The sequence below is a fragment of the Bradyrhizobium sp. AT1 genome, assembly GCF_001590795.1.
Lineage (GTDB): Bacteria > Pseudomonadota > Alphaproteobacteria > Rhizobiales > Xanthobacteraceae > Bradyrhizobium.
In genome coordinates, this window is the sequence record NZ_JXDL01000001.1 from 3,066,502 (window position 1) to 3,093,170 (window position 26,669).

22 protein-coding genes are annotated in these 26,669 nt (G+C 64.9%); 10 read left to right on the top strand and 12 right to left on the bottom strand.

Annotation, left to right across the window (positions count from 1 at the left end):
• The gene (locus SE92_RS14420; protein WP_063196380.1) at window positions 1-1,602 is read right to left on the bottom strand and encodes a B12-binding domain-containing radical SAM protein; all 1,602 of its coding nucleotides are present in this window, start codon (window positions 1,600-1,602) and stop codon (window positions 1-3) included.
• A gap of 299 nt (window positions 1,603-1,901) precedes the next feature.
• Between SE92_RS14420 and SE92_RS14425 the strand changes: the two genes are divergently transcribed.
• From SE92_RS14425 to soxA, 7 genes are all read left to right on the top strand, one after another.
• The gene (locus tag SE92_RS14425; RefSeq protein ID WP_063196381.1) at window positions 1,902-2,351 is read left to right on the top strand and encodes a (2Fe-2S)-binding protein; all 450 of its coding nucleotides are present in this window, start codon (window positions 1,902-1,904) and stop codon (window positions 2,349-2,351) included.
• 11 nt (window positions 2,352-2,362) lie between these two features.
• On the top strand, window positions 2,363-4,549 hold the full coding sequence (locus SE92_RS14430; RefSeq protein WP_063196382.1) for a xanthine dehydrogenase family protein molybdopterin-binding subunit: 2,187 nt from the start codon (window positions 2,363-2,365) through the stop codon (window positions 4,547-4,549).
• A 60-nt stretch (window positions 4,550-4,609) separates the two neighbouring features.
• Window positions 4,610-5,881, top strand: coding sequence for an NAD(P)/FAD-dependent oxidoreductase (locus tag SE92_RS14435; RefSeq protein ID WP_198172928.1), 1,272 nt, complete (start codon window positions 4,610-4,612; stop codon window positions 5,879-5,881).
• Between the two features lie 193 nt (window positions 5,882-6,074).
• Window positions 6,075-6,515 (top strand): sulfur oxidation c-type cytochrome SoxX, encoded by a 441-nt coding sequence (gene soxX / locus SE92_RS14440; protein WP_157095882.1) that lies wholly within the window; start codon window positions 6,075-6,077, stop codon window positions 6,513-6,515.
• An 8-nt stretch (window positions 6,516-6,523) separates the two neighbouring features.
• Complete coding sequence (locus SE92_RS14445) at window positions 6,524-6,991, top strand: SoxY-related AACIE arm protein (RefSeq protein WP_063196383.1); 468 nt, start codon at window positions 6,524-6,526, stop codon at window positions 6,989-6,991.
• Entirely contained in the window at window positions 6,991-7,308 is a 318-nt protein-coding gene (gene soxZ / locus SE92_RS14450) for a thiosulfate oxidation carrier complex protein SoxZ (protein ID WP_063196384.1), read from the top strand. Before SE92_RS14445 ends, soxZ begins: the two co-directional genes overlap by 1 nt.
• Window positions 7,305-8,084 carry a sulfur oxidation c-type cytochrome SoxA gene (gene soxA / locus SE92_RS14455; RefSeq protein ID WP_063196385.1) on the top strand — a complete coding sequence of 260 codons (780 nt, stop codon included), beginning with the start codon at window positions 7,305-7,307 and terminating at the stop codon, window positions 8,082-8,084. The genes soxZ and soxA overlap by 4 nt, the downstream gene beginning before the upstream one ends.
• Window positions 8,085-8,136: 52 nt before the next feature.
• Here soxA and SE92_RS14460 read toward each other — a convergent pair whose 3' ends face one another.
• The 3 genes from SE92_RS14460 to SE92_RS14470 all read right to left on the bottom strand — a co-directional run bounded on the left by SE92_RS14460 (window position 8,137) and on the right by SE92_RS14470 (window position 11,760).
• Window positions 8,137-9,804 carry a hypothetical protein gene (locus SE92_RS14460; protein ID WP_063196386.1) on the bottom strand — a complete coding sequence of 556 codons (1,668 nt, stop codon included), beginning with the start codon at window positions 9,802-9,804 and terminating at the stop codon, window positions 8,137-8,139.
• 10 nt (window positions 9,805-9,814) lie between these two features.
• Window positions 9,815-10,513, bottom strand: coding sequence for a cysteine hydrolase family protein (locus SE92_RS14465; RefSeq protein ID WP_063196387.1), 699 nt, complete (start codon window positions 10,511-10,513; stop codon window positions 9,815-9,817).
• A gap of 293 nt (window positions 10,514-10,806) precedes the next feature.
• Entirely contained in the window at window positions 10,807-11,760 is a 954-nt protein-coding gene (locus tag SE92_RS14470) for a hypothetical protein (RefSeq protein WP_063196388.1), read from the bottom strand.
• A gap of 163 nt (window positions 11,761-11,923) precedes the next feature.
• Between SE92_RS14470 and SE92_RS14475 the strand changes: the two genes are divergently transcribed.
• Complete coding sequence (locus SE92_RS14475) at window positions 11,924-15,400, top strand: indolepyruvate ferredoxin oxidoreductase family protein (protein ID WP_063196389.1); 3,477 nt, start codon at window positions 11,924-11,926, stop codon at window positions 15,398-15,400.
• 131 nt (window positions 15,401-15,531) lie between these two features.
• On the opposite strand, the gene SE92_RS14480 is transcribed toward SE92_RS14475, so the two are convergent.
• From SE92_RS14480 to SE92_RS14495, 4 genes are all read right to left on the bottom strand, one after another.
• Entirely contained in the window at window positions 15,532-17,256 is a 1,725-nt protein-coding gene (locus SE92_RS14480) for an FAD-dependent oxidoreductase (protein WP_063196390.1), read from the bottom strand.
• 59 nt (window positions 17,257-17,315) lie between these two features.
• A complete protein-coding gene (locus tag SE92_RS14485; RefSeq protein WP_063196391.1) occupies window positions 17,316-18,335 on the bottom strand; it encodes a S1C family serine protease in 1,020 nt (339 codons plus the stop codon).
• A gap of 81 nt (window positions 18,336-18,416) precedes the next feature.
• Complete coding sequence (locus SE92_RS14490) at window positions 18,417-18,866, bottom strand: hypothetical protein (protein ID WP_063196392.1); 450 nt, start codon at window positions 18,864-18,866, stop codon at window positions 18,417-18,419.
• A gap of 7 nt (window positions 18,867-18,873) precedes the next feature.
• Complete coding sequence (locus tag SE92_RS14495) at window positions 18,874-20,472, bottom strand: GMC family oxidoreductase (RefSeq protein ID WP_063196393.1); 1,599 nt, start codon at window positions 20,470-20,472, stop codon at window positions 18,874-18,876.
• Between the two features lie 199 nt (window positions 20,473-20,671).
• Between SE92_RS14495 and SE92_RS14500 the strand changes: the two genes are divergently transcribed.
• Window positions 20,672-21,460 carry a thermonuclease family protein gene (locus tag SE92_RS14500; RefSeq protein ID WP_063196394.1) on the top strand — a complete coding sequence of 263 codons (789 nt, stop codon included), beginning with the start codon at window positions 20,672-20,674 and terminating at the stop codon, window positions 21,458-21,460.
• A gap of 221 nt (window positions 21,461-21,681) precedes the next feature.
• Here SE92_RS14500 and cyoD read toward each other — a convergent pair whose 3' ends face one another.
• Genes cyoD through SE92_RS14520 form a run of 4 tightly spaced genes read right to left on the bottom strand, consistent with a single transcriptional unit; the run spans window position 21,682 to window position 25,529 of the window.
• Window positions 21,682-22,068, bottom strand: coding sequence for a cytochrome o ubiquinol oxidase subunit IV (gene cyoD, locus SE92_RS14505; protein WP_063196395.1), 387 nt, complete (start codon window positions 22,066-22,068; stop codon window positions 21,682-21,684).
• A complete protein-coding gene (locus tag SE92_RS14510) occupies window positions 22,065-22,706 on the bottom strand; it encodes a cytochrome (ubi)quinol oxidase subunit III (RefSeq protein ID WP_063196396.1) in 642 nt (213 codons plus the stop codon). The genes cyoD and SE92_RS14510 overlap by 4 nt, the downstream gene beginning before the upstream one ends.
• A complete protein-coding gene (cyoB, locus tag SE92_RS14515; RefSeq protein WP_063203524.1) occupies window positions 22,706-24,706 on the bottom strand; it encodes a cytochrome o ubiquinol oxidase subunit I in 2,001 nt (666 codons plus the stop codon). Before cyoB ends, SE92_RS14510 begins: the two co-directional genes overlap by 1 nt.
• Window positions 24,696-25,529 carry a cytochrome ubiquinol oxidase subunit II family protein gene (locus tag SE92_RS14520; protein ID WP_063196397.1) on the bottom strand — a complete coding sequence of 278 codons (834 nt, stop codon included), beginning with the start codon at window positions 25,527-25,529 and terminating at the stop codon, window positions 24,696-24,698. The genes cyoB and SE92_RS14520 overlap by 11 nt, the downstream gene beginning before the upstream one ends.
• A gap of 254 nt (window positions 25,530-25,783) precedes the next feature.
• Between SE92_RS14520 and SE92_RS14525 the strand changes: the two genes are divergently transcribed.
• Window positions 25,784-26,584, top strand: a complete 801-nt coding sequence (locus SE92_RS14525; protein ID WP_063203525.1) for an SDR family NAD(P)-dependent oxidoreductase — start codon at window positions 25,784-25,786, stop codon at window positions 26,582-26,584.
• The last annotated feature ends 85 nt before the right edge of the window (window positions 26,585-26,669 follow it).

A 26,669-nucleotide genomic window follows, 5' to 3' on the forward strand; every position in this document is an offset into this window, starting at 1 on the left:
TCAAGCAGCGGTCACATCGACCGTCGCCGGTGTGGTTTCGTGGTCCAGAGCCGCCAGGCGGGTGTCGATGGCCGCGATGACCTTGCGCGAGTACGGCCCGAGATGCGCATAGGCCGCGATCATCTGCACCGCGATGCGGGCCGATGAGGTGTCACGCTTGGCGCAGTTCATGAAGGTCTGCCACAGCGGTCCCCTCGCCTCCGGAAGAGCCGTGACCACCTTGTGCACCGTCTCCATCGCGCCGAGCTTGGAACGGATGTCGCCTTCGGCGAGTTCGGATCGCTGCCTGGAGCGATCCAGCAACGTCATCAGCCGGTCGACCCGTCCGGCATAGGCCGCAGGGCTGTAGATGTGCTCGAGCACCCGCTTGTAGTCCGTCAGGATGTCGCGCAGCGGGCGCACCGGGTCGAAGTTGATGCCGGCCGTGCATTGATCGGCACCGATGGTCGGCGCCACATCGTGGCCCGGATGCAGCCGGCCTTCGCGCTCCAGCCGCCGGGTGAGCTGCGTGTTCGGCAACGCATAGAGCAGGCCGACCATGGCGACCGGGATCGCGGCCTCGTCGATGAAGTCGATCATCGCATCGGCCATCGAGACCTTCTCGTTGTCGAAGCCGACGATGAAGCCGGCGGTGACCAGCATGCCCGCCGCGTAGATCTTGTGGATGCTCTCGGCGATGTTGCGGCGGGTGTTCTGCTTCTTGCGCATCGCGACCAGTGTCGCGGGATCCGGGCTCTCGATGCCGACGAAGATGCCGAAGAAATTGGCCCGGCCCATCAGCTCGAGCAATTCAGGGTCGTCGGCGAGATTGACCGACGCCTCGGTCGACAGCTCGAACGGATAACCATGGGCGCGCTGCCACTCGGCGAGCCGCGGCAGGAATTGCCGGAGCGACTTCTTGTTGCCGATGAAATTGTCATCGACGAAGTCGAGATGGCCTCGATAGCCCATGTTGTAGAGCGTCTCGAGCTCGACGAACATCTGCTCGACAGTCTTGGTTCTGGGCACGCGGCCGTAGAGCTCGATGATGTCGCAGAACTCGCAGGTGAACGGACAGCCGCGGGAATACTGCACACCGAGATAGAGATAGTCCTCGAACTTCAGCAGGTCGAAACGCGGCACCGGGGTCTTGGTGACGTCGGCCTGGAATTTCGGCGCGGTGAAGACGCCGGAGCGCGCCCCGCCCTCCCAGGCCGCAATGAACTCGTCGATGACGCTCTCGGCCTCGCCGAGCACCCGGAAGTCCGCCCGCTCATAGACGTGCGGGCTGGAGGTCGGATCGGGACCGCCGACGACCACCGGCTTGCCTGCGTCACGACACACTTCGATCAGGCGCAGCGTGTCGGCCTGCTGCGGCAACATGCCGCCGGTGAACACGACGTCGGCCCAGGCGAGATCGTCGTCGCTGAAGGACGCGGTGTTGCAATCGATCAGCCGAACGGTCCAGCTCTCGGGCAACATCGCGGCAACGGTGATCAGGCCCAAAGGGGCGGCAGGGCGCTTGACGCCCATCACTTTGCAGGACTCCCCAAAGCTCCAAAACGACTCGGCCGAGAACAGCGGATAGAGCATCAGCACGCGGCATTGGCTCTGCACGATCATGGAACTCCTAAGAAAAACCCCACAGCTTGGCTGCAGTGTACCATTGCATCGCCGTCTTGCACCCCCACCAAAGAGACAAACTGTCGCCAGCTCTCGTTCCCGGCCGTCGCCCCAGCCCCCAGGCCGGCGTTTGGAGAGCACCCGCCGGAGACCAGCAACACCGCCATCCCCTCAATCTTCCTGCGACCACGGCAAGCTTCGGCAGCCAACCCGCGGACTGTTGATTTGAATGGTTCCAGTTTGCCGGACACAGTGCCGCCCGGAGTTCAATCGGTGGATTGGCCAATCAGGGGACTGCGATGGCAAACCTAACAATCAACGGAAAAACACTCACCCTCGACGTCGAGCCGGATACGCCGCTGCTGTGGGCGATTCGCGAGAATGCCGGCCTGACCGGCACCAAATATGGTTGCGGCATCGCACAATGCGGCGCCTGCACCGTTCACGTCGACGGCGTGGCGATGCGCTCCTGCGGCGTTTCGGTCAGCGAGGCCGCGGGCAAGAGGATCACCACGATCGAAGGGCTCGCCTCGGGCGGCACGCTGCACAAGGTGCAGGAGGCCTGGATCGCCCAGGATGTTCCGCAATGCGGCTATTGCCAAAGCGGCATGATCATGGCGGTGGCAGCGCTGCTGAGCGAGAAGCCGAAACCGACCGACGCCGATATCGACGAGGCCATCACCAATATCTGCCGCTGCGGCACCTTCCAGCAGGTGCGCGAAGCGATCCACCTGATCGCAAGCGCGTAAGGAGCCGCCCCATGAACAAGCATGTTTCTCCCAAAATGAACCGTCGCGCCTTCGTGATCGGCAGCGCCACGCTGGGCGCCGGCCTTGCGATCGGCCTCGACCTTCCCTTCGGCGGGCCCGCCGTGGTCCGCGCCGCCGACGGCTCGCCGGAGATCGGCGCCTGGGTCGTGGTCAGGCCCGATGACACCGTCGTGATTCGCATCGCCCGCTCCGAGATGGGCCAGGGCTCGTTGACAGGCCTCGCCCAACTCGTCGCCGAGGAGCTCGAATGCGACTGGACCAAGGTCACGACCGAATACCCGACGCCGGGCCAGAGCGTCGCGCGCAAGCGCGTCTGGGGCGATTTCTCGACCGGCGGCAGCCGCGGCATCCGTTCCTCGCAAGACTATGTCCGCAAGGGCGGCGCCACCGCGCGCGTGATGCTGATCCAGGCCGCCGCCAACGGATGGAAGGTGCCGGTCTCCGAATGCAAGGCGGACAACAGCGTCATTACCCACACGCCGACAGGCAAGACCACGACCTACGGTAAGGTCGCCGAGGCCGCGGCGAAGCTGACGCCGCCGTCTGACGTCAAGCTGAAGGATCCGAAGGACTGGAAGCTGATCGGCAAGGGCGTGAAGCGGCTCGACACCGTCGACAAGACCACCGGCGCCATGATCTACGGCGCCGACGTCAAGCTGCCGGGCATGCTGAACGCTGCGATCAAGGACTGCCCGGTGTTCGGCGGCAAGCTGAAGAGTTTTGACGAAGCCAAGATCGCCGGCATGAAAGGCGTCAAGAAGGTCGTCAAGGTCGGCGATACCGCGGTCGCTGTGGTCGCCGACACCTGGTGGCACGCCAAGACCGCGCTGGAGGCGCTGCCCATCGTCTGGGACGAAGGCGACAACGCCAAGGTCTCCAGCGAGTCGATTGCGAAATGGCTGGCCGAAGGCCTCAACAACGACCAGCCGGCCTATGTCGGCAACAAGAACGGTGATGCCAAGGCGGCCATTGCGAGCGCGGCAAAGAAGGTCGAAGCCGTCTACTCCTATCCCTATCAGAACCACGCCACGATGGAGCCGATGAACGCCACGGCGCTCTACACCGCGGACAAATGCGAGGTCTGGTGCGGCACGCAGAATGGCGAGGCGGCGTTCGCGGCCGTGCTGGAGGCGTCGGGCCTGCCGGCGGACAAGTGCGACGTGCACAAGGTGATGTTGGGAGGCGGCTTCGGCCGACGCGGCCAGACCGACTATGTCCGTCAGGCGGTCCTGATCGCCAAGGAAATGCCGGGCACGCCGGTCAAGCTGCTATGGTCGCGCGAAGAGGACATGGCGCACGGCAGGTATCACCCGATCACCCAGTGCAAGATGACCGGCGCGTTCGACGCCAACAACAATCTGGTCGCGCTGCACTACCGCCTGTCCGGGCAATCGATCCTGTTCTCGCTCCGCCCTGAAGCGCTGCAGAACGGCATGGACCCGGCGGCCTTCCAGGGCGTCGCTCAATCCGGCGAAGCCGCGTTCGGCTATTCGGTGCCGAACCTCTTGGTCGAGCACGCGATGCGCAACCCGCACGTTCCGCCCGGCTTCTGGCGCGGCGTCAACGTCAATCACAACGCGATCTACATGGAATGCTTCATGGACGAGCTGGCCCAGGCCGCAGGCCAGGACCCGCTCGAGTTCCGCCGCAAGCTGATGGGCAATCACCCCAAGCATCTGGCGGTGCTCAATGCGGTCGCGGAGAAGATCGGCTGGAGCACGCCGGCGCCGCAGGGCATCTACCGCGGCATTGCCCAGGTGATGGGCTATGGCAGCTATGTCGCCGGCGCCGCCGAGATCTCGGTGACCGACGGCAACAAGATCAAGGTGCATCGCATCGTCGCCTCCACCGACCCCGGCTACGTCGTCAATCCGGCGCAGGTGGAGCGGCAGATCGCGGGCTCCTTCGTCTATGGCCTCTCCGCGCTGTTCTATGGCGGCTGTACCGTCAAGGACGGCAAGATCGAGCAAACCAACTTCGACACCTACAATTCGATGCGCATCAACGAGATGCCGAAGGTGGAATCGGTGATGGTGCCGAGCGGCGGATTCTGGGGCGGCGTCGGCGAGCCGACCATCGGCGTCGCGGCGCCGGCGGTGCTCAACGCGTATTTCGCGGCAACCGGCAAGCGTATCCGCTCCGTGCCGCTGCGCGACCAGAACATCACCTTTGCTTGAAGCAACATGCTGCGGCGGCGAAAGATTGCCGCCGCGGCCCCTTTTCGAATGTCCCTGATGATCAAGCGCCCGGTGACACGGCGGAATGCCGTGTTCGGCATCACCATGGCGGCCGCAACGCTGGCGCGGCCATCGATCTTGCGTGCGCAATCCACGGGACGTGTCGTCGTGGTCGGCGGCGGCTTCGGCGGCGCGGCTTGCGCCCGCGCGCTGAAGCGTGCGCAGGAAAGCCTGCACGTCATCCTGATCGAACCCAACGCGGTCTTCACCTCCTGCCCGTTCAGCAACGCGGTGATTGCAGGCCTGCGCGACATCGAAGCGCAGCAATTCGGCTACGACAAGATCGCCGCCGATGGCGTCACCGTGATCGGGCAGGCCGTGACCACGATCGACCCGGAACGACGCAGCGTCGTGACCGCCGACGGCGTCGCCCTGCCCTATGACCGCCTCGTGCTCTCGCCCGGCATCGACTTCCACTTTGAAGCCATGCCCGGCTATGACGAGGCCGCATCGCAAAAAATGCCGCACGCCTGGAAGGCCGGCGCTCAGACATTGCTGCTGCGCCGGCAATTGGAAGCGATGGCCGACGGCGGCACGGTCGCCATTGCGATCCCGGCCAATCCCTCGCGCTGCCCGCCGGCCCCTTACGAGCGCGCCAGCCTGATCGCGCACTACCTCAAGGCCAACAAGCCCCGTTCAAAAGTCCTGATCCTCGATGCCAAGGACAGCTTCTCCCAGCAGCGGCTGTTCGAGCGGGCATGGAAGGAACTTTATGGCGACATGATCGAACGCATCGGCCTGTCGCAAGGCGGCCGCGTGACCTCGGTCGACCCTTCGAACATGACGATCGTCACCGAGTTCGGCAACTACACGCCCGACGTCGCCAACGTCATCCCGCCGCAGCGTGCGGGCCACATCGCCGAGACCGCGGGCGCTACCGATGCGACCGGCTGGTGTCCGATCGATCCCGTGAGCTTCGAGTCGAAACTCGTCCCGAACATCCACGTCATCGGCGATGCCTGCCTTGGCGGCGGCATTCCCAAATCCGCGTCGGCCGCAAGCACGCAAGGCAAGGCTTGCGCAACCGCCATCGTCAACCTGCTCGCCGGCCGCGCGCTGGAATCGCCGCGGCTCACCGGGGTCTGCTACAACATCGTTGCCCCCGCTTACGGCTTCTCGCTCGCCGGCAATTACCAGCCCAAAGGCGACATCTTCGCCGAGGTCGAAGGCGGCGCGACCAGCCCGGTCGACGCGCCGCGCGAGCTGCGCACGCGCGAGGCTGCGGAGGCGGAGCGTTGGTTTCAAACCATCACGGCAGAGACGTTTGGTTAGAGCAATGATGGGACGAGCCTGCGATGAAGTCGGTGCGCTCCCTCCCCCGCTTGCGGGGAAGGGTTGGGGAGAGGGTGTCTCCACTCGCGAGACCCCCCAAGAGGAGAGAGCCCTCACCCTCGCCTTCGGCTCGACCTCTCCCGCAAGCGGGAGAGGTAAGTGGAGCTCGCGGCAGCGCCGTGCACGCCCTCCGATATCTGCGATCGCTGCATTCATCGCGGCGAGCCTGGCCCTCTCCCCGCAGACCAAAGCGGACGAACTCGTCCCCTACGCGATCGTCGGCGACGGCATTCCCGCTTCGCTCACGGGCTCCCCCGGCGATGCCGCCCGCGGGCGCACACTGGTGCTCGCGCGCACCACGACCTGCATCCTCTGCCATTCCGGCCCCTTTCCTGAAACGCGGTTCCAGGGAGACCTCGCGCCCGACCTCGGCGGTGCCGGGAACCGATGGACGGGGAGCCAGTTGCGGCTTCGACTGGTCGATGCGTCGCGTTTCAACGCGCAGACCATCATGCCGTCCTATTATCGCAACGACGGACTCGTGCGCGTCGGACGCAATTTCGCGGGCAAGCCGATCTTGTCGGCCGTGGAGATCGAGGACATCGTGGCCTTTCTTGCAACGCTTCGGAACTAGGACAGAGCATGCCGACCACGCGACGACAATTTCTAAGCCTTGCAGGCGGCATCACGACCGCCGGGGTCATGCCGGTCGTCACGCTGCGGCCGATCGAGGCGACGCCGGCCATGCTCAACACCGCGATCCGTAACGTCGTCGGCGAAGCACCCATTCGCACCGGCAAGGTGAAGCTCGATATTCCTCCGCTGGTCGAGAACGGAAACACCGTGCCGATGACGGTCAGTGTCGCGAGCCCGATGACGGCGACCGACTACGTCAAGAGCATCCACGTGTTCAACGAGAAGAACCCGCAGCCCAACATCGGCAATTTCTACCTCACCCCCTCCTCCGGCCGCGCGCAGGTCGCGACGCGAATACGCCTCGCAGACACCCAGAAGGTGGTGGCGATCGCCCGTCTCTCCGACGATACGTTTTGGCAGATTGCCGCAGACGTCGTCGTGACGCTCGCCGCCTGCACCGAGGAGATGAACTGATGCCCGCGCTCATCAATGTCCCGCCCAAGGCAAGGCGCGGCGAGGTCATCGAGATCCGCACGCTGACCTCGCACATCATGGAAACGGGCTTCCGCCATACCGCCGATGGCAAGCTGGTGCCGCGCGACATCATCACGAGCTTCAGTTGCCGCTACAACGGCGCCGAGATCTTCCGCGCCGACCTGTTTCCGGCGATCGCGGCCAATCCCTATTTGTCGTTCTTCACGGTCGCCAGGGAAAGCGGCAAGTTCGAGTTCGAATGGATCGGTGACAACGGCTATTCGTCAACCGCCTCGGCATCGATCATTGTCGAATGAGCGTCTGGCGCGCGATCGCAGCGGCGGCCTTGTTCGCCGCGGCCCCTGCCCTGCTCGCCGGTGAAATCCCGCCCGACGCGCGCCGGTCCGGTTATTCATTCATGGGGCCCGATACGCGTGCGATGCAGGATGACGACACCTCCAATCCCGGCATGCTGTTCGTGCTCGAGGGCGAGGCGCTGTGGGCGAAGAAGACCGGCAGCGCGGAGAAGGCCTGCGCCGATTGCCATGGCGACGCGCGCAGCAGCATGAAGGGCGTCGCCGCGCGCTATCCCGCCTTCGACAAAGCGCTTGGCCGCCCCATCACGCTCGACCAGCGCATCAATCTCTGCCGTGCCAATCATCAGCAGGCCGCGCCGCTGCCCTACGAGGGCCGCGACCTCCTGGCGCTCTCCGCTTTCGTCGCCCATCAATCGCGCGGTGTCGCGATCACCGCCGGCGACGATCCGCAGGCAAAACCCTTCGTGGAGCAAGGCCGCGAGCTCTTCATGCAGCGCGAGGGCCAGCTCAACCTCGCCTGCACCAACTGCCACGACGACAATTTCGACAAGCGCCTCGCCGGCGCGCCGATCACGCAGGGACAGCCGACCGGCTATCCGCTCTACCGGCTGGAATGGCAAACGCTGGGATCGCTGGAGCGGCGCTTACGCAGCTGCATGAGCGGCGTGCGCGCCCAGGCTTATGATTACGGCTCGCCCGAGCTGGTCGCGCTTGAGCTCTATCTGATGTCGCGGGCACGCGGCCTGTCGATGGAGACACCGGCGGTGCGGCCCTGAAATGAAAGCGGCCGGCACAGGCCGGCCGCTTCGCTGAGTCTTGCGCTATTGCCTACTCCGCCGGCGCGGCCGACATCTCGGGATGCGCGGCATAGTGTTCGCTGGCGCCGAGCTTGCTGGCGGCGAAAAGCCCGGCCGCCATCACGGCATAGGCGAACGCGACGGCGGGCGTGACGCCAAATCCGCCACCAATGCCGACGGCCTCGCCGTGCATGAAGCCGAAATAGGTCAGGACCGCACCAACCAGCGCAAAGGCTGACGCCTTCTCGAAGTCGCGCTCGATGATGAAGACGCCGATCGCGCCCAGGATGAGGCCGCCGAGGATGGAGCCGCCGCCCATGACTTCGAGGCCGTGGTAGAACACGCCCTGCTGCGGCAGCGCGGCGATAGCTGCGGCTTTCACGGCATCGGCCTTGTCGGCGGCCATGCCGCCGACGCTTGCCGCCGCGTTCATGGTCGAGCCCAGCATCGTGTCGATCTGCAGCTTGGCCCAGGCGGCCAGGTGCGGCGTCAGCGCCAGCACGATCGCGGGCGCGTGCTTGATCGGGGTGGTCTGGAACGCCTGCGCGCCGATGAGCATGCCGATGTAGAGCAGGATCGGCGAGATCGCGACCACGGGCACCAATGCCAGCAGCACCGAGATGATGCCGAACCAGGCCAGCACGATCACCATGATGCCGGTTGCGGCGGAGTAACCGATGCGGCCGCCCATCGCCTTCCAGCCGGGATGGCCGATATAGACCGCGTTGATGAAGGGATTGCCCATCAGGCAGCCGATCAGGCTGACGACGCCGTCGGCCGTGAGCACCCGCGTGGTCGGATATTCGTCGCCGGCCGCTTCCGCGCTCTCGACATTGTCCATGGCCTCGACGAGGTCGTAGATGCCGAACGGAATGGCAGTGACGAGGATGATGCCGAGAAACTCGAAGCCGGAGAAGACGTAGCCCACGGCAGGAATCGGCACCGAGAAGCCGAAATTGGCAAAGGCATCGCCTACGCCCTTCACGCTCAATCCGCCGAGGCCGAGCCCGAACAGGTTCGAACCCCATGCGATGATCATGCCGACGGCGATGGCGACGAGGCCGGCGGGAATGCCGCGCCAGTATTTCACGCCGCCGAACCAGCTCACCAGGATGATGGCGAAGCAGACCAGACCGATCTGCGGCGTCATGTACATCTCCAGCGCCGGCCGCATCGAGATGAAGGTGACAGAGACGCCGGCGAGCGTGCCGAGCAGCGCCGCGCGCGGCGTGATCTTGCGGATGAACGGCGCGATGAACCCGCCGATCATGAGAATGAAGCTCTGGAAGAAGACCCAGACCAGTCCCGCGGACCAGCCCTTGAGCGGGTCGCCGGTCTTGATCGTGATCGGCAACATGATGACGAAGGTGACGATGAACATGTGCGGCACGCTGACGCCCGAGGGCAGCGCGCAGACGTCGGTGCGGCCGGTCTTCTGGGCCAGGCGATAAGCGAGGTAGGCGTAATAGAAGGTCGAGAGGCACATCATCAGCCCGAGCGCGGGCAGGATGCGGCCGAACACCAGACTGTCAGGCATCTTCAAGACGAAGCGCAACAGGCCCGTGAGCACCAACATGTTGACGAGGATATTGGTGCCGAAGCCGAAGAACGCGTTCCAGTCGCCTGATGTCCATAGTACCGGCTTGAACTCGGACTTGTTCAGTTCAGGCTTGCCGGCCGTCCCCGTCAATGTGCTCATGATGTTACCCCTATGTGATCGAAACCTTCATCGCCTCCAGTACCGCGGCTGAGCTCGCGACCCAGCCGAAGATGCCGCCCTGGGCCTTGATCATCTTCAGGCCCATCTCGTGAAACTCGGGGAAGTAGGACGCGCAGCCGTCCGACATGACGACGCAGCGGTAGCCGCGGTCATTGGCCTCGCGCACGGTGGTGTTGACGCAGACCTCGGTGGTGACGCCGCACACCAGCAGATTCTCGATGCCGTATTTCTCCAGCACGTCGGCAAGCTCGGTGGCGTAGAATGCGCCCTTGCCGGGCTTGTCGATCACGATTTCGCTGTCGAGCGGATAGAGCTCGGGGATGATGTCGTGACCGGCTTCGCCGCGGATGAGGATGCGGCCCATCGGGCCGGGATCGCCGATGCGCAAGGACGGCGCGCCGCGCTCGACCTTCGCCGCCGGCGCATCGGAGAGATCTGGCAGATGGCCCTCGCGGGTGTGGATCACGAGCATGCCGGTATCGCGCGCCGCGTTCAGCAGCGCGCCGATCGGCTTCACCGCGCGCGCGAGCTGGCTGACGTCGTTGCCGAGCGTCTCGCCGAAGCCGCCGGGCTCCATGAAGTCGCGTTGCATGTCGATGATGAGAAGGGCGGTGGTGGCCCAGTCGAGCTTGATCGGCTCAGGCTCGGCGCTGATGACGCCCAATGTCGACTTGCTCGAACTCAGCATGACGCCCGCCCCTCGCGAGAACCCTGCCAGGAGTTCTGCAAGCGCCATGCCATTGTGTACAATTGCGGTGACGCGTGGAGCGCGAAAGAATTCGCAGTATGCTCAGAAGGTTACGTCGGTGATCGGCAGCTGCTTATTCCCTGTGCGACGGCTTTGCGACGTGCATTTGCTCAAAGGATGGGCGGCAATCCCAGGTCATTCCGGGGCGACGCGTCTGATCCGCAATTGCGCATCAGAGCTCTCGCTAGGCCCGCCCCGGAATGACGAGGAGAGTGTGTGGCGACGCCCAGCCTCTATCGCCCGGCCCCATACAACTGCCGATACTCTTCCTCGTACGGCGCATAAGACTCCTTCAGCGTCGCCATGTTGAGCAGCATGGTCGCCACCATCGTGCCCGCCTTGTCGAACACGCGCGTCCTGGCCCAGGCGCTCTCGGTGCGGCGGCTGCCGGACAGCGCAACCACCTCGCGTTCGACCTCGTACGCTTCGCCCTCGAAGAGCGGCCCCTTCAGCAGGCGGATCTCCTGATCGGCGAACAGGCCGACGGCCGGGCCTTTGGTTGGCAGCGGATCGTCCTTGGAGCGGTACTGGACCAGCACGCTCAGCATCTCCATCGGGATGATGGCCCTGCCCCACGGATTGTCGACGCCGGAATAATAAGGCGAGTTCTCGGTGATGACCGCGAGCTTCTGCCGGAGGGAGAACGGGTAGAGATCGCCCATGATCTGGTCGAACGCCATCCGCACCGTCTGCCGCTTGCTCGTGTGCGCGACCTTCACATCGCGCAGGATCACGGGGTCAGCGAGCGGCTTCAGTTCGCTCAGGCGCGCCTCGAGTGCGGTCGCAGCGTGAGGCTCACCAACCGAGGCCGTGCCACGCAGCACCTCGGTGCCGTCGCGCTTGACCATCTGGATCTGGCACTGGCTGGTCCCGGGCAGTGGCTTCGACAGGATCGCCTGCACCTCCTCGCCTTCATAACAGACACTGCGGTAGTGCGCGGACAGACATCCCGTCTCGAACCAGGCTCGTCCCCATAGCCGTTCGCCGAGCGGTGCGAATTGGCTGAAATGGGTTGGCCCCTCGATGGTGCCGCCCTTGAAACCGAGCTTCTGTGCGGTGGCATCGTCGTGGATCGAGGCGTGCGCATCATAGGTCTGCGCCTGCAGCATCTGGCGCGGCTGACGCCACGGCCCGATCAGCGTCTCGGCCGTTTCCGTGATCTCGGTGTCGAATGCATGTGCCGTCATGGTGCTCTCCACTGGAAGCCATGACTAGCAGGAGCGCCACGGATGCGGCTAGCCGTATTGACTTCGCCGGCCCATGCTCTTGACTGTCACAATTCGTGTCGCGCAGCCGCCCATCCCTCCCGCAGCGCAAACCCCACGCCGAATCGAGACGAGGACTTCCGAAATGACGCTGTTGCAGGTCGAGCTGGACGACAAATACCGGCTCGAATCGAAGCGGATCTTCCTGTCCGGCACACAGGCCCTGGTCCGCTTGCCGATGTTGCAGCGCGAACGCGACCGGCTCCAGGGTCTCAACACCGGCGGCTTCATCTCGGGCTATCGCGGTTCCCCGCTCGGCATGTACGACCACGCGCTGTGGCGCGCGAAGTCGCACCTCCAGCAGCACGACATCGCCTTCGTTCCGGGCCTGAACGAGGATCTGGCCGCGACCGCCGTTTGGGGCAGCCAGCAGGTCGGGCTGTTTCCCGGCGCCAAGGTCGATGGCGTATTCGGCATCTGGTACGGCAAGGGCCCCGGCGTCGACCGCTCCGTCGACGCGCTCAAGCATGCCAACGCCGCCGGCACCTCCCGCAATGGCGGCGTGCTGGCGCTCGCCGGCGACGACCATGGCTGCCAATCCTCGACGCTGGCGCATCAGAGCGAGCAGGTGTTCGCGGCGGCGCTGATCCCGGTGATCAATCCCGCGACCCTGCAGGATTATCTCGACCTCGGCCTCTACGGCTTCGCGCTGTCGCGCTTCTCCGGCTGCTGGGTCGGCTTCAAGGCGATCAGCGAGACCGTCGAGAGCTCGGCCTCGATCGACAGCGATCCCGAACGTATCAAGATCGTGCTCCCCGACGATTTCGAGATGCCGCCCGGCGGTCTCAACATCCGCTGGCCCGATCCGCCGCTGGAAGCGGAGAAGCGCCTGTTCGGGCCGAAGATGGCGGCCGTGCAGGCTTTTGCCCGGGCCAACCAGCTCGACCGCATCGTGCTCGATTCCAAGCCCGCAAGGCTCGGCATCGTCGCCACCGGCAAGGCCTATCTCGATTTGCGCCAGGCGCTGGCCGACTTAGGGATTACCGACAAGGACGCCCAGGATCTCGGCCTGCGCATCTACAAGGTCGCGTTGACCTGGCCGCTTGAGGAGAGCGGCGCGAAGCGCTTCGCTGAAGGTCTGCAGGACGTGCTCGTGGTCGAAGAAAAGCGCGGCTTCATCGAAGACCAGCTGATGCGCATCCTCTACAACATCGATGCATCAAGGCGCCCGACGGTTACCGGCAAGCGCGACGAGACTGGCGCGCCGCTCTTGCCGAGCGAGGGCGAGCTGACGCCGACGATCGTCGCGGGCGCGCTGGTGGCGCGCTTGCGCAAGCTCGGCCATCATAGCCCGGTGCTGGAGCAGCGTCTCGCCCGGCTCGAGGCCCTTGACAATCCCGTCACTACAAGCACGCAGATCAAGCTCGCGCGCACGCCGTTCTTCTGCTCGGGCTGCCCGCACAACACCTCGACGCGCGTGCCCGAGGGCAGCCGCGCCATGGCCGGCATCGGCTGTCACGGCATGGCCCTGAGCATGCCGACCCGCCGCACCGATCTGATCTCGCATATGGGCGCCGAGGGCGTGAACTGGATCGGCCAGTCGCCCTTCACCACCGAGCAGCACATTTTCCAGAATCTCGGCGACGGCACCTACACCCATTCCGGGCTTCTTGCCCTTCGCGCGGCTTCAGCCGCAGGCATCAACATCACCTACAAGATCCTCTACAACGACGCGGTCGCGATGACCGGCGGCCAACCCGCCGAAGGCGCCTTCAACGTCGCGCAGATCGCGCACCAGGTCTGGGCCGAAGGCGTCAAGCGGCTCGCGATCGTCTCCGACGATCCCGGCAAGTACCCGCAAGGCAATTACTTCCCCCAAGGTGCGACCATCCATCATCGCCGCGAGCTCGATGCCGTGCAGCGCGAGCTGCGCGACATCAAGGGCCTCACGGTCGTGATCTACGATCAGACCTGCGCCGCGGAAAAGCGCCGCCGCCGCAAGCGCGGGCTCTATCCCGATCCCGCCAAGCGCGCCTTCATCAACGAGCTCGTCTGCGAGGGCTGCGGCGATTGCTCGCAGGCCTCCAACTGCGTCTCGGTGCAACCGCTGGAAACCGAGTTCGGCCGCAAGCGCCAGATCGACCAGTCGAACTGCAACAAGGACTTCTCCTGCGTCGAAGGCTTTTGCCCCAGCTTCGTGACCGTGCATGGCGGCAGCCTGAAGCGCATGAAGACATCGGCGGTGGATTCCGGCCAACTGTTCGCCGATCTGCCGCTGCCGCCGGCGCGCGAGCTTGACGGCCCCTACAACATCCTCGTCACCGGCATCGGCGGAACCGGCGTCATCACCATCGGCGCGCTGCTCGGCATGGCCGCCCATGTCGACGGCCGCGGCTGCTCGGCGCTCGACTTCACCGGCCTATCGCAGAAGAACGGCGCGGTGATGAGCCATGTGCGCATTGCACCGAAGCCGGAGGACATCTCCGCGGTCCGCATCACCACCGGAGGCGCCGACGTCATCCTCGGCTGCGACATGATCGTCTCGGCAGGCCCCTCCGCGCTCAGCCGTGCCGAGCGCGGCGTGACCAAGGCCTATATCAACGCCGATTTGCAGCCGACCGCGAGCTTCGTGCAAAACCCCGATCTCGATTTCGAGATGGGCACGATGCAGACCGTGCTGTGCGACGCCATCGGCGACAACAACCTCGACATCATCGACGCCACCGGCATCGCCGCGGCGCTGATGGGCGACAGCATCGCCACCAATCCCTTCATGCTCGGCTTCGCGTTCCAGAAGGGCGCGATCCCGCTGTCGCTGGAGGCCCTGCTCCGCGCCATCGAGATCAACGGCGCGGCGATCGAGATGAACAAGCTCGCCTTCACCTGGGGGCGCCTTGCCGCCCACGACATGTCGCGGGTGCGCAGCGTGCTGCAATTCAAGGCCCGCGCCGCCGCGCCGACCAAGTCGCTCGACGACATCATCGCGACGCGCGCCGAATTCCTGACCGGTTATCAGGACAAGGCCTATGCCGACCGTTACCTTGCGGCCGTTGCCAAGGTGCGCAAGGCCGAGGGCGCGGCGTCGCCGGCGTCCACGGAGCTGACCGAGGCGGTCGCGAAAAACCTGTTCAAGCTGATGTCCTACAAGGACGAATACGAGGTCGCGCGGCTCTACACCGACGGCAGCTTTGCGAAGAAAGTGTCCGAAAAGTTCGACGGCGACTTCACGCTGAAGTACCACCTCGCTCCGCCGATCTTCGCCAAGCGCGACAAGGCGACGGGCCGGCTGCAGAAGCAGGAGTTCGGGGGCTGGATGCTCCACGCCTTCCGCGTGCTGGCCAGACTGAAGTTTTTGCGCGGCGGCGCGCTCGATCCGTTCGGCCGTACCGAGGAGCGCCGGACCGAGCGGAAGCTGGTCGCGGATTATCTCGCGATGATCGATCAGCGGATGGCCGGGCTGAAGGCAGAGCAGATTCCGCTGCTGGCGCGCCTTGCGCGCGTGCCGGAAAAGATCCGCGGCTTCGGCCACGTCAAGGAGGCCAACGTCAAGCTCGCGGCGGCCGAGACGGCGCGGCTGGAAGCGGAGCTCGAGAACAGCCGCTTTGCCGCGGCAGCGGAGTAGAAACTGGGGCCAGCTCTCTCCACGTCAGTGCGAGGAGCCCTTGCGACCAAGCAATCCAGACTGCCTCCACAGAAAGATTCCTGGATTGCTTCGCTGCGCTCGCAATGGCGTGGATATCGCGGAGACGACATTCAGACAGCGGTCTTCGCGTCAGCCGGCGCCGCCATCGCCCCCACCGCCAGATGCCGTCCCGCGATATACCCGAACGTCAGGGCCGGTCCCAGCATGATGCCAGGCGCCGGATAGTTGCCGTTCATGATCGAGCCCATGTCGTTGCCGCAGGCGTAGAGACCCGCGATCGGCGTGCCGTCCGTGCGCAGCACGCGGGCCTGGGCGTCGACCTTCATGCCGATCGCTGTGCCGAGATCGGCGGGATAGATCCGCATGGCGAAGAACGGCGCGCGAAGGACCGGCGCGACGCAGGGATTGGGCTTGTGGCTGATATCGCCGAGATGGCGCTGATAGATCGTGCTGCCGCGGCCGAATTCGGGATCGCGGCCCTCCTTCGCGCCCTCGTTGTAGCTCACAACCGTTGCCGTCAGCACGGAGGGCTTGATGCCGATCCTGGCTGCGAGCTGCGCGAGATCAGGCGCCGCGACCAACTCGCCACGCGCCACGTAACGCCGTACACCACGCGTCAACGGCTTGATGCGGCCGAGGCCGTAGGCCCACAGGAACGCACGGTCGCAAATCAAATAGAACGGCGTGTCCGCTTTGCCATTGCCGTCGCGGAGCATGGCACGCACGAATTCGTGGTGCGACAGCGCCTCGTTGTCGAAGCGCCGCCCTGCCGCATTGACGGCGATCACGCCGGGCTTGGCGCGGTCGGTCGCGATATGCGGGAATACGCCGCGGCTACCGTCAGTGCGGATGAACAGCGAGGCCGGCACCCAATAGGCCGGGCTAGTCGCGTCCGTATTGAGTGCGGCACCGGCTGTGGCCGCGAGCCGAAGTCCATCGCCTGTCACGGATGGGGCGGTCGCGGAGATAAAGCCGGCGCCGGCCGGGAAGAAGCGTTTGCGCAAGCTCGCATCGTGCGAAAAGCCGCCGGTCGCCAGCACCACGCCGCGGCGCGCTGCGATCTGCCGGTCGCGCGAGCCGTGCCGGATCACCACGCCGCTGACGCGGTTACCTTGCATCGAGAGATCCTCGACGTCGGCGCTGAACAGAATTTCAACCTGCCGCGCCAGCAGCGAGGCGTACAATCCCGCAGCGAGCGCGTTGCCGAGATGCAGCGACGTTCCGCGCGGGCTGCGCAGACGCTGCAATGCATATTCGGCAATCAGCCGCGCTGAGCGCAGGGTCGAGCGCAGCGATCTTCCCACCTTCCGCAGGTGCGGACTATCGAGACGACCGACCATCATCCCGCCGAACAGCGTGACCTCCGGCAGCGGCGGCCGCAATCGCGCCAAGGCAGCTCCCAGCCGCGTGCCATCGAACGCCACCGGCTCCAGCACACGGCCGCCGGACGTCGCGCCCAGCCGTTCCGGATAACAATCAGGACAGGCTTTCACCGGCTGAAGCCGCACCTCGGTGTTGGCTTCCAGCCAGGCGACGGCCTCTGGCCCGCGCGCGAGGAAGGCGGCGCGCAGGCCGGCATTGGCGGGCTCGGGCACAGTGCTAGACAGATACTGCACGGCGTCCGCGACGCTGTCGGAGAGCCCCGCCTCCCTCATCCTGGCATTGGCGGGGATCCAGACCATGCCGTCGGACCAGGCGGTGGTGCCGCCGACGAACGCGGTCTTCTCGATCACCAGCACGCGCAAGCCTTCAGCAGCGGCCACGGCCGCCGCCGTCATGCCGCCGGCACCGGCGCCGATGACAATGACGTCGTAGGTCTCGTGCGCCGGCATCATGCGGCGAGGATCGGGAAGCGAGGCATGACACCGTCATACTCCGCCTCGACCATCGAGCGCTAGCGTTGCGGCTTGCGCTCGATCGGGTCGATGTCGATCGCCCGCAGCCGGCCCAGCCGCAGCACGTCCATGGCGATCCGCCGGCCGATCCGGTCGCGGTCGAGCACGCGGATCAGATCGTCGACGCCGTTGATCTCGACGCCGTCGAGCCGGATCACGACGTCGCCGGGGAGCAGGCCCGCCTTCGCCGCCGGGCCATCCGGCTCGATCTGCGCCAGCAGCGCGCCCATCTTGTTTTCGATGCCGGCCAGCACCGCGTGACGTCGCGGGATCGGCGCGGTCTGTCCGGCAACGCCGATATAGGCGCGGCGGACATAGCCGTGACGGATGATCTCCGCCAGCACGAATTGCGCGGTGTTGCTGGCGACTGCAAAGCAGATGCCTTGCGCGCCGTTGATAATGGCGGTGTTGATGCCGATCACCTCGGCATGCGAGGACACCAGCGGGCCGCCAGAATTGCCGGGGTTGAGCGCGGCATCGGTCTGGATCACGTCCTCGATGGTGCGCCCGCTGACCGAGCGGATCGAGCGGCCGAGCGCCGAGATCACGCCGGCGGTGACGGTCGATTCGAAACCGAGCGGATTGCCGATCGCGATCACCAGCTGGCCGCGACGCAACGTCTTGGAGTTGCCGAGCGCAGCATAAGGCAGATGGCGCACGCCGTTGGCGCGCAGCAGCGCCAGATCCGTGTCGGGATCGACGCCGAGCACCTGTGCATCGCCGACATGGCCCTCGACGTCGCGCAGCCGGATCTCCTTGGACGTGCCGACCACGTGGCTGTTGGTGAGCACGAGGCCATCAGGCGAGATCACGATGCCCGAGCCGAGCCCGCCGCGCTCGCGTCTATCAGGCACCTTGGGCCCGGTCTCGACCCGCACGACCGCGGGGCCGACGCGGTCGGTCACGTCGATCACGGCATTGGAATAGGCGTCCAGCAGCGCTCCGTCATCGACCGGAGCAGCCGCCGCCGTTCGCGATGACGGCGCGTCATCGGCGATATCTGAGGTGAAGTCCAGCATGGCAAGAGTCCTTGAAGGCTCACACAGATGGTGGCCTGCTCCCTGCCGCGCAAGATGCGCAGGGCTGGACTGCCCAGATGGCTAGGGCGCTCGCCTCAGGCTAACGGGTCTCGCCCTGACCGGGTCGAGCAACGACCAGTCGCCGTCCGGAAGCACATGGCCCTTGGGGAACGGCGCGCGCAGCTCGAGCCCGAGCGAGCGCAGCACGCGATCGTCGCGGTAGTAGCATTGCAGCACCACGCGGACGAGCGTCGCGGCCGGCGCGTCGCCGTGCTTGCGGAACTCTTGCGCGACGCTGTCGCGGGCCTCGGGCGTAAGGTCGGCGAGCGGCATTCCCGCAAGCCGCGCCAGATGATCCAGCGCAGCCGTCATTGGTTTCGTGTCACGGCCGAGCGTCGCCAGGATGTCGGCCTGGATCGCGGGATCGTCGGCACCGGGCACCTTGTATTCGTCGCTGGCGGGAATGATCATCGCCGCAATGACGCGGAGATCATCGCGCTGCCGCGGCGTGAGTTGATTGTCTGCGGACATGACGGCCTCAATCGAACAAATTAGCCAGGCGCTGCTTCATCTGGTCGGCGATGTAGAGCGCGAGGGCCTGGATGGTGGAGGTCGGGTTCACGCCGCCTGATGTGACAAAGATGCTACCGTCGACAATGAAGAGATTCTTCACATCGTGCGTGCGGCCCCATTCGTTCACGACCGAGCGCTCGGGATCGGTGCCCATCCGCGCAGTGCCGAGCAGGTGCCAGCCGCCCCACGGGATTGGCGAGTTGACGCAGATGTCGGTCGCCCCGGCCGTCTCGAGAATCTCCCGCCCGCGGGCCAGCGCATGCGCCATCATCTTCCGGCTGTTCTCGCTGAGCTTGTAGTCGATCTTCGGCGCGGGAATGCCGTGGCTATCCCTGAGCACGGGATCGAGCGTGACCTGATTGTGCTCCTCCGGCAGATCCTCGCAGATCGCGGAAAATCCGAGACGGTGGCCGTTCAGCTTGCGGAAGACGCGGTGGTGATCCTCACCCCAGGGCAGAATGCCCTTCTGCTCGCTGATGACGGCCTCGAACACCGGCCCCGCCCCGCGCACGAACTGCACGCCATAGCCGCGCACGAAGCCGCGCGACAGGTCGGTGTCGTACCACTCCTTGCTCCAGAGGCAGGTCGGCGGCGCGCGGTTGCTATCCGTCGGCTCTTTTACATAACCGTAGATTTGCGCATAGGGGTGGAACATCAAATTCTTGCCGACGAGGCCGGACGAATTGGCAAGCCCGTTCGGGAAGCGCGAGGACGCCGAGTTCAGCAGCAGCCGCGGCGTGCCGACGCCGTTGCAGGCGATGATGACGACATGCGCCGGCTGAAACTGCTCGACGCCATCCTTGTCGTAATAGACCACGCCCGAAGCCATGCCGTTCTCGTCGGTCGTGATCTCGCGGACCCGGCAATGGGTGCGCAGTTCGACACCGGCTCGGATCGCATGCGGCCAATAGGTGATGTCGGTCGACGACTTCGCGCCCTGCGCGCAGGCCGGCGTGCAATGGCCGAGATTGATGCAGCGCGCGCGGCCCTCGTAGTCCATCGTCGCGACCGTCGTGTCCGACGGCCACCAGTGCCAGCCGAGCTTGTTCATGGCCTTGCCGATGATGGCGCCGGACAGGCCGAGCGGCTGCTGTGGCATCGGCGGATGCGTCAGCGGTGAGAGCGGATCCCCTGAAAGGCCTGAGGTGCCCATCATGCGGTCGTTCTCTTCGAAAAACGGGGTCAGCGCGTCGTAGTCGATCGGCCAGTCGTCGGCGACGCCGTCGAGCGTCTTCACCTTGAAATCGGAGGGATGCAGCCGCGGCCAATGCGCGGTGTACATCACGGTCGAGCCGCCGACCGCGTTATAGTTCACGACCTTGATCGGCGAATTGTCGTCATTGATCGGATAGTCCTCGGGCCGGCCGCGGACATTCGGACTCGACGACCACTCGCCGAAGAACTTGGCCTCCCAATCCCGGCCCGTGCTCGGATATTCCGCCGGGTTCATCCAGCCGCCCTGCTCCAGGCAGAGGATGTGCATCTTGGTCTCGGCCAGCGACCACGCCACCGCAGCGCCTGATGCGCCGGCGCCGATGATCAGGACGTCCACGGGCTCTTTCATCGCAACCTTTTCCTCCGCCCTCGCCGCTTCTCGGGCGATTCGGCCTGCACGGTTCGCAAGCCGGCGAACGATAGGATCAGAGCGGGCGGGGAGTAAAGCCGCGAGGCCGGAATGTCGCACCTCGCAGGATGCAGACCATTGGTATCGCCACATCCGGGTGCTAGGAACAGGCGACCGAGCCAATCGATAGCGAGACCGTATGTCCTTCCGAAATGTTTTTGCCGCCGCCCGCGCTTTTGCGCTCGTTGGGTTTTTCGCTTTGTCCGGATTCCTGGCGTCCTCCGAGCCGGCTTCCGCGCTGACCGGCGCCGCGACGGTCCGCGACGGCAACTCCATCCAGCTTGGCGACGTCACCTACCGGCTCGACGGCGTCGACGCGCCCGAGCTCGACCAGGTCTGTATCGACGATCACGCCGACCCCTGGACCTGCGGTATCGAGGCGCGCGACCAGCTGGCCAAGCTGATCAACAAGCGCTCCGTGCGCTGCGACGATGTCGGGCCGGAGAAGAGCTTTGGCAAGCGGCACCGCGCCATCTGCACCGCCGAGGGCGACAAGGCGAGCTTGAACGAGCAACTGGTCAAGCTCGGTTTTGCCGTGGCGCGGGAGCCGATCAAGGCGAACGTCAAGCCGGCGGCGGGCGAAGCCAAGACCGCCTCGGCCGGCATCTGGAAGGGTTGCTTTGTTGCACCGCAAGACTTCCGCAACGGCAAGAAGGACGGCGCCCTCCTAGGCGCAGCCTGCCGCCAGGACCGCGACAAGGAAATCCGCGCGGTACTGTTCCCGGACGAGCTGACGATGCCGCCGAGCTGCAGCATCAAGGGCAAGCTCGCGGTGCGTGCCCGCGTCACCGGCAATATCGGCATCTATCATCTGCGGGGCTGCCCGAGCTACCCGGCGACCACCAAGCCGGACCGCTGGTTCTGCTCGGAGGACGACGCCCAGGCGGCCGGCTTTCGCAAGGCCTACAACTGCCGCCGCCCGAAGTGAACATAGCCGTTCACGCACCCGTGAGTGGTAGTCCTGGTCCGTATTGATCCGGAATTGAACAAAGTCGAAAGTTGCTGCATCTCTATGCGTACGCAAGCGCTTGCGCGGGCGTTTCCTTGGCAGACGATCCTCCTCGGATTGTCCTTGCTTGGGCGTTTCCTCCCTAGACTTGGGCCGCTTGTCACCACAAGCGGCTCTTCTTTTTTGGGCAGGTCTTTATCTCACTGCATCCGCATGATCTGGTCCATCGGCGGCATGTTGGCGTTCAGATTCGCCATGATCCAGACTGTGCCGCCGACCACGAGAAACACCACCATCAATCCGAAGGCCAGCGCCAGCACGTTGTTGGTGTTATCAGGGCCTGTGGTGATGTGCAGGAAGAACACCAGGTGCACCCCCATCTGCGCGATGGCGAGCACGATCAGCGCGACAGGGATCGACGGCTGCCAGACCAGATCGGTGCCGGCGATGAAGAACGACGTCGCGGTGAGCAGGAGCGCCAGCACAAGGCCAACGACGTAGCCGAGGATGCGGGCACCGACACTGTGTTGCTCTTCGTCACCCGGCGCGAGATCGTGCCCGGCCGGCATATGCGTCTGATCGCTCATGCGCCACTCCCAAGCAGATAGACAACTGAGAACACTCCGACCCAGACGATATCGAGCGCATGCCAGAACAGCGCAAAGCACATCATCCGGCGCAGGACATCGGCGCGAAAACCCTTGGCGAACACCTGGGCCATCATGGTGAGCAGCCACAAGACGCCGGCGGAGACATGCAGGCCGTGGCAGCCGACCAGCGAGAAGAACGCGGTCAGGAACGCGCTGCGGGACGGGCCGTAGCCGCGCGCGACGAGATCGGCGAACTCGCGGAACTCGATGGCGAGGAATATCAGCCCGAGCACGCAGGTCACGGTCATGCCGAGATAGAACCAGAACCGGTTGCGCATATCGGCGGCGATGCTGGCCATGCCGCAGGTGAAGCTCGACAGCAGCAGGCAGACCGTCTCGATCGCGACATTCCTCTGCTCGAAAATCTCCGAGCCCTTCGGGCCGTCCGCGGTCTGACCGGACAGCACCGCATAGGCCGCGAAGAAGCAGGAGAACATCACGATGTCCGAGAGCAGGAATATCCAGAAGCCGTAGGCGGTCACGATCCGCTTCGATGCGGGTCCGGGATGTTCGACCACGAGCCCGATATGATGGGGATCGGCGTGCGCCTGGCTTGCGGTTGCGGTCATCGTCATCAGGCCGTCCCCGCCATGCTGACGAGGCTGCGACGTTCCTCGAGATTGACGCGGTCGATCGCTGCGACCTCCTCGGCCGGAATGACGTATTCGTCATGGTCGCGCCAGGCGAACACGACGAAGGTCGCCCATGCGCCGAGGCCGCCCAGAATCACCATCCACCAGATATGCCAGATCAGCGCAAAGCCCATGATGGTGGCGAAGAACGCGCAGACGAAGCCGGTCGGGGAATTCCTGGGCATCTCGATGTCCCGATATTCCGGCCCGTCGCGTTCGAGCGATTGCTGCTGAGCTTGGACCTTCATGTCCCAATAGGCGTCCTCGCCGCGCACATCCGGATTGAAGGCAAAATTGAACACGGGCGGGGGCGACGAGGTCGCCCATTCCAGCGAGCGACCGTCCCAGGGATCGCCAGTGCGGTCGCGCAGCGTCTCGCGATTGCGGATGCTGACCACGAGCTGCACGATCTGGCAGATCACGCCGATCGTCAGCACGGCCATGCCGACGGCCGCAACGATCATCCAGGGCCGCCACGCGGCGACATCATAATGCTGCATCCGTCGCGTCATGCCGAGCATGCCGGCGACGTAGAGCGGAATGAAGGTGATGAAGAAGCCGAGGAAGGTGAACCAGAACCCGGCCTTGCCCCAGCGCTCGTCGAGTCGGAAGCCAAACGCCTTCGGGAACCAATATTCGTAACCTGCGAAGGCGCCGAACAGCACGCCGCCGATGATGACGTTGTGGAAATGCGCGACCAGGAACATGCTGTTGTGAAGCATGAAGTCGGCCGGCGGCACCGCGAGCAGCACGCCCGTCAATCCGCCGATGATGAACGTGACCATGAAGCCGATCGACCACAGCATCGGCGTCGCAAAGCGGATGCGACCGCCATACATCGTGAACAGCCAGTTGTAGATCTTCACGCCTGTCGGTATCGCGATGATCATGCTTGCGATGCCGAAGATGGCGTTGACGTTGGGGCCTGCCCCCATCGTGAAGAAATGATGCAGCCAGACCATGAAGGAGACGACACAGATGGCCATGGTCGCGAGCACCATCGAACGATAGCCGAACAGCGCCTTGCCGGAAAACGTCGAAACCACCTCGGAGAAGATGCCGAAGGCCGGCAGCACCAGGATGTAGACCTCCGGATGCCCCCAGGCCCAGATCAAGTTCATGAACATCATGACGTTGCCGCCGGCCTCGTTGGTGAAGAAGTGGAAGCCGAGATAGCGGTCGAGCAGGAGCATCGCGAGCGTGGCGGTGAGGATCGGGAACGCCGCGACGATGAGGAGGTTGGAGGCCAGCGTGGTCCAGCAGAACATCGGCATGCGCAGATAGTTCATGCCCTTGGTGCGCAGCTTCAGGACCGTGGTGACGAGATTGATCCCGGCCACCAGCGTGCCGACGCCGGAGATCTGCAGCGACCAGGCGTAGTAATCGACGCCGACACCCGGTGAATAGGACAATCCCGACAGCGGCGGAAAGGCGAGCCAGCCGGTGCGCGCGAATTCGCCGATGACGAGCGAGAGATTGACCAGCAGCGCGCCGGTCGCAGTCAGCCAGAACCCGACCGAATTGAGCGTCGGGAACGCGACGTCGCGCACGCCGAGCTGGAGCGGCACGATGAGGTTCATCAGCCCGATCACGAACGGCATCGCCACGAAAAAGATCATGATGGTGCCGTGCGCCGAGAAGATCTGGTTGTAGTGCTCCGGCGGCAGATAGCCCTGCGACTGATAGGCGATGGCCTGCTGAATCCGCATCATGATGGCGTCGCTCCCGCCGCGCAGCAGCATGACCGACGCCAGCAGGATGTACATCACGCCGATCCGCTTGTGATCGACGCTGGTGATCCATTCATGCCAGAGATAGGGCAGATGTCCCTTCACCACGACCCAGATCAGCACCGCGAGGATCGCGACCAGCACCACCGCGCCGGCGATGAGCGGAATCGGCTGGTCGAACGGGATGGCCGACCAATCGAGCTTACCGAGCATCGTGGCCTCCACTGTGAGGGCGGCCGGCATCGGAGATCAGCTCCGGCCCGGGCCCTGGCGGAATGTGCTGGGTCGCGATAAGGTCGAACAGCCTGGGGTCTTCGAGCCGATAGGTCGGCCTGCCCTTCTCGATGCCCTGCTGCATCAGCTTCTTGTAGCTCTCCTCGTTCAGCACGGCATCGGACCTCGCCGTGGTCGCCACCCAATCCGGAAAGGCGAGCGGCGAGACCACGTTGACGTCGAACATCATGTCGGGAAAGCCGTCGCCGGAGAAATGCGCCGACAGCCCCTGCAGCTTGCCTTCGTTGTCGGCGCGCAGGTTCAGCTTCGTCACCATGCCGTTCATGGTGTAGATCATGCTGCCGAGCTGCGGGATGAAGAACGTGTTCATCACGCTCGACGACGTCAGCTGGAAGTTCAGCTCGGCGCCGGCCGGCACCGTCAACGTGTTGACGGTGGCGATGCGCTGGTCCGGATAGATGAACAGCCATTTCCAGTCGAGCGAGACGGCCTGGATTCGCACCGGGCTGCCGGTGCCCGGCACGGGCACTGCGGGATCGAGCTGGTGCGAGCCGATCCAGGCGACGCCGCCGAGCAGGATCACGGTCAGCGCCGGGATCGACCACACCACCATCTCGACGCGGCCGGAGTAGACGAAGTCAGGCTGGTAGCGCGCCTTGGTGTTGGAGGCGCGAAACCAGAACGCAAAGGCCAGGATCGCGACAATGGTCGGCACCACGATCACGAGCATGATGAAGACGGAATCGACCAGGATCGTGCTGTTGGCCGCAGCCACGGGCCCTTGCGGATCGAGCAGATTCATCGGCAAGCCACTGGCGGTTCGGAAGCCCCGGGACAGAGCCTAGCGCGGGACAGGCTCCGCAACAAACGCCGCGACCTCGGAACGGTTCCGGAGCAGCAAGGGGCATCCATGCGCGATCGGCCGGCCGCAACATGCAATTCCATGTGATGTCAATGACATGAACGCGGGAGTGGCGCCCTTCTCTCCACGCAAGGCCGTTGCTAATCTGCACGAAAATAAAGCAATGAACGGGAAGCGGACCGGGGAGCGAAATGATGCGTTTGAAGGATAAGGTTGCGATCGTCGTCGGCGCCGGCCAGAGCCCCGGCGAAGGCATGGGCAACGGCCGCGCCACCGCGCTGACCTTCGCCCGCGAAGGCGCGAAGGTCTTGTGCGTCGATCATCATCTGGAGTCCGCGCAGGAAACGGTTGCGATGATCGCGGCAGCGCAAGGCACCGCCACAGCGTTCAAGGCCGACGTGACGAAGTTGTCCGACATCAAGGCGATGGTCCAGGACGCGCAGGCGCGCTGGGGCCGGATCGACGTGCTGCACAACAATGTCGGCGTCAGTCTTGCCGGCGGCGACGCCGAGCTGCTGCAACTGACTGAACAAGCGTTCGACCGTGTCGTCGCCATCAATCTGAAGAGCTGCATCCTCGCCGCGAAAGAGGTGATCCCGATCATGCGTGCGCAGCGAAGCGGCGCCATCATCAATATCTCATCGATGGCCGCGATCACGACCTATCCTTACGTCGCCTACAAGGCGACGAAGTCGGCGATGATCGCCTTCACCGAACAGCTCGCCTATCAGAACGCCGAATACGGCATCCGCGCCAACGTCATCCTGCCCGGCCTGATGAACACGCCGATGGCCGTCGACACCCGCGCCCGCGAATGGCACAAGACCCGCGCCGAGGTCGAAGCCGAACGCGACGGCAAGGTGCCGCTCCGCAAGAAGATGGGCACCGGCTGGGACGTCGCCAACGCCGCGCTGTTTTTGGCGAGCGATGAGGCAAACTTCATCACGGGCGTGACGCTGCCGGTGGATGGCGGCGCGAGCGTGAGACGGGGGTAGGTCTTCTCCCTCGCCCCGTTTGCGGGGAGAGGGTTGGGGTGAGGGGGAGTCACCACAAGGACGGTGACAGACGGACTCGCGGAGA

What these genes read in the sequence shown, in the direction of transcription:
- SE92_RS14420 (WP_063196380.1), bottom strand. Translation starts at nt 1,602, where the DNA reads ATGATCGTGCAGAGCCAATGCCGCGTGCTGATGCTCTATCCGCTGTTC.
- SE92_RS14425 (WP_063196381.1), top strand. Translation starts at nt 1,902, where the DNA reads ATGGCAAACCTAACAATCAACGGAAAAACACTCACCCTCGACGTCGAG.
- SE92_RS14430 (WP_063196382.1), top strand. Translation starts at nt 2,363, where the DNA reads ATGAACAAGCATGTTTCTCCCAAAATGAACCGTCGCGCCTTCGTGATC.
- SE92_RS14445 (WP_063196383.1), top strand. Translation starts at nt 6,524, where the DNA reads ATGCCGACCACGCGACGACAATTTCTAAGCCTTGCAGGCGGCATCACG.
- soxZ (WP_063196384.1), top strand. Translation starts at nt 6,991, where the DNA reads ATGCCCGCGCTCATCAATGTCCCGCCCAAGGCAAGGCGCGGCGAGGTC.
- soxA (WP_063196385.1), top strand. Translation starts at nt 7,305, where the DNA reads ATGAGCGTCTGGCGCGCGATCGCAGCGGCGGCCTTGTTCGCCGCGGCC.
- SE92_RS14460 (WP_063196386.1), bottom strand. Translation starts at nt 9,804, where the DNA reads ATGAGCACATTGACGGGGACGGCCGGCAAGCCTGAACTGAACAAGTCC.
- SE92_RS14465 (WP_063196387.1), bottom strand. Translation starts at nt 10,513, where the DNA reads ATGCTGAGTTCGAGCAAGTCGACATTGGGCGTCATCAGCGCCGAGCCT.
- SE92_RS14470 (WP_063196388.1), bottom strand. Translation starts at nt 11,760, where the DNA reads ATGACGGCACATGCATTCGACACCGAGATCACGGAAACGGCCGAGACG.
- SE92_RS14475 (WP_063196389.1), top strand. Translation starts at nt 11,924, where the DNA reads ATGACGCTGTTGCAGGTCGAGCTGGACGACAAATACCGGCTCGAATCG.
- SE92_RS14480 (WP_063196390.1), bottom strand. Translation starts at nt 17,256, where the DNA reads ATGATGCCGGCGCACGAGACCTACGACGTCATTGTCATCGGCGCCGGT.
- SE92_RS14485 (WP_063196391.1), bottom strand. Translation starts at nt 18,335, where the DNA reads ATGCTGGACTTCACCTCAGATATCGCCGATGACGCGCCGTCATCGCGA.
- SE92_RS14490 (WP_063196392.1), bottom strand. Translation starts at nt 18,866, where the DNA reads ATGTCCGCAGACAATCAACTCACGCCGCGGCAGCGCGATGATCTCCGC.
- SE92_RS14495 (WP_063196393.1), bottom strand. Translation starts at nt 20,472, where the DNA reads ATGAAAGAGCCCGTGGACGTCCTGATCATCGGCGCCGGCGCATCAGGC.
- SE92_RS14500 (WP_063196394.1), top strand. Translation starts at nt 20,672, where the DNA reads ATGTCCTTCCGAAATGTTTTTGCCGCCGCCCGCGCTTTTGCGCTCGTT.
- cyoD (WP_063196395.1), bottom strand. Translation starts at nt 22,068, where the DNA reads ATGAGCGATCAGACGCATATGCCGGCCGGGCACGATCTCGCGCCGGGT.
- SE92_RS14510 (WP_063196396.1), bottom strand. Translation starts at nt 22,706, where the DNA reads ATGACGATGACCGCAACCGCAAGCCAGGCGCACGCCGATCCCCATCAT.
- cyoB (WP_063203524.1), bottom strand. Translation starts at nt 24,706, where the DNA reads ATGCTCGGTAAGCTCGATTGGTCGGCCATCCCGTTCGACCAGCCGATT.
- SE92_RS14520 (WP_063196397.1), bottom strand. Translation starts at nt 25,529, where the DNA reads ATGAATCTGCTCGATCCGCAAGGGCCCGTGGCTGCGGCCAACAGCACG.
- SE92_RS14525 (WP_063203525.1), top strand. Translation starts at nt 25,784, where the DNA reads ATGCGTTTGAAGGATAAGGTTGCGATCGTCGTCGGCGCCGGCCAGAGC.